The organism is Allobosea sp. TAB14, from assembly GCF_052113865.1.
GTDB lineage: Bacteria > Pseudomonadota > Alphaproteobacteria > Rhizobiales > Beijerinckiaceae > Allobosea > Allobosea spartocytisi.
The window spans coordinates 1-1,692 of record NZ_JBFRDQ010000350.1 but is presented as its reverse complement, the minus strand read 5'-3'; the positions used below and the strand labels follow the sequence as shown (position 1 = coordinate 1,692).

Genomic DNA, 1,692 nt, shown 5'->3' with positions numbered 1-1,692 from the left:
TCCGCGCCCACATCAGCCCGTGGGCATAGGCGATGCCGAGCATGCCGTGCGCGACCTTGCGGCCGAACTGGCTGTTCTTCGCATAGACCTCGCTGGTGTGGAGTTCCGAATAATCGCCCGTCAGCCCTGCGAAGCCCATCAGATCCGCATCGGTAATGGTCCGRCCCGGGCTGCGGAAGCGCATGCCTACAAAGAGATCGTCGTAGCGATAGCCCAGTCTTGGCTTGTCTTTCATGGCGATGCCCGTCCCGTTCGGTCCTGCGTCGGTATCAGCCGCTTGGCTGCGAGGTTACTTGCACGGCTTGAGTTCGTTGTCCGGCGGCAGATATTCGTTGGTGTAGTAGCTCTTCGGATCCTGTCCTTCCGGCAGCAGCTTGACCTCCGAGAGCAGCTTCTGCGTGCGGATCCAGTGCGCGTCCTCAGCCTTGCCAAYGAACCTGGCGTCACCGCTGCAGAAGAGAGGCGTGATGGCGGCGAGCTCTGCGGTGGCAAGCTTGACGTTCACATCGGGGAAGATCGCCTTGACGTGCTCGATCGATTTCGCCGGATTTGAGAGGGCAAAGGACCAGCCCTTGAGGCTTGCGGCGATGAATTTCCTCAGGATCTCGGGATTTTGCTTGATGAAGTCGCTGGAGGCGAAGATCGAGGTCGCGACCGTCGGCACGCCGTGATCGGCGAAGGCGAAGTTGTCGAGCTCGGCGCCCTGCATCTCCAGCTGGATCTGATAGGCATCGCTCGAACCCAGAATCGCATCGACCTGGCCCTGGAGCAGCGAGGGCACCATGGCTGCGACCGGCATGTTCATCAGCGTCATATCCGACTCCTTGAGGCCGTTGGCCTGCAGGAGCAGCGGCAGCATCGGCCCTTGCGAGCCGCCGGCGGGCACACCGATCTTCTTGCCCTTGAGGTCGGCGATCGTCTTGATGCCGGTCTTCTTCAAAGCGTTCACGGCGTTGGGATTCGACTGATAGATCGTCGAGACGATCTTCATCGGAGCCCCCTTGGCGATGAGCTGCGCCACCGCGACCGCGTCGGCATAAGCGAGCTGCGAGCGCCCGCTGGCAACGAGCTGGGCGGTATTGCCGGAGCCGTTGCCCTGCACGATCGTCACGTCGAGGCCGGCCGCCTTGTAGTAGCCCTCGCCAACGGCGGCGGCGAACCCGGCATTCGGCCCACCGGCGGTCCAGTTGAGTTGGAATGTCACCGCAGTTTGAGCGACCGCGGCAGAGAAGCCGAAGCCGAGCCCGGCGGTGATCGTCGCCACAGCAAGCGTGTTATCGATCCAGTGTTTCATCTGCTTCCTCCCCGTCTGATTGTTGTTGGCGTGCTTATGGTGAAGCCGTCACGGCCCGCTGGACCGCTGCCATGGCGTCATCAGCCACTCGCTGAATTCGACGACGTAATTGATGACGATCCCGATCAAGGTCAGGACGACGAGGACGGCGAAGGTCAGCTCGATGTCGAGCGTGCTTGTGCCCTTGAGCAGCACATAGCCGAGCCCCTGATTGGCGCCGACGAATTCAGCGACGATGGCGGCTGTGGCGGCGATCGTTGCAGAGGACTTGATGCCCGAGAAAATGACCGGAAGCGCAGCCGGTACACGCAAATACCAGAAGGTCTGCCAGGTATTCGCACCCATCGATTGGGTCAGATAGAGCAGCCTGTCATCCAGGATCTGGAAGCCGCTGATGC

Annotated in this window: 3 protein-coding genes; all 3 read right to left on the bottom strand. The window is 61.6% G+C overall.

The window, feature by feature from the left end; all coding sequences use genetic code 11:
- Positions 1-235 (bottom strand): MaoC/PaaZ C-terminal domain-containing protein (locus AB4Y99_RS27500; RefSeq protein ID WP_441525583.1); only part of this gene is annotated, 235 nt, incomplete at its 3' end.
- Positions 236-289: 54 nt separating this feature from the next.
- Positions 290-1,294, bottom strand: coding sequence for an ABC transporter substrate-binding protein (locus AB4Y99_RS27495; protein WP_441525582.1), 1,005 nt, complete (start codon positions 1,292-1,294; stop codon positions 290-292).
- A 48-nt stretch (positions 1,295-1,342) separates the two neighbouring features.
- Positions 1,343-1,692, bottom strand: a 350-nt coding sequence (locus tag AB4Y99_RS27490) for an ABC transporter permease (RefSeq protein WP_441525581.1), incomplete at its 5' end; no start/stop codon positions are given.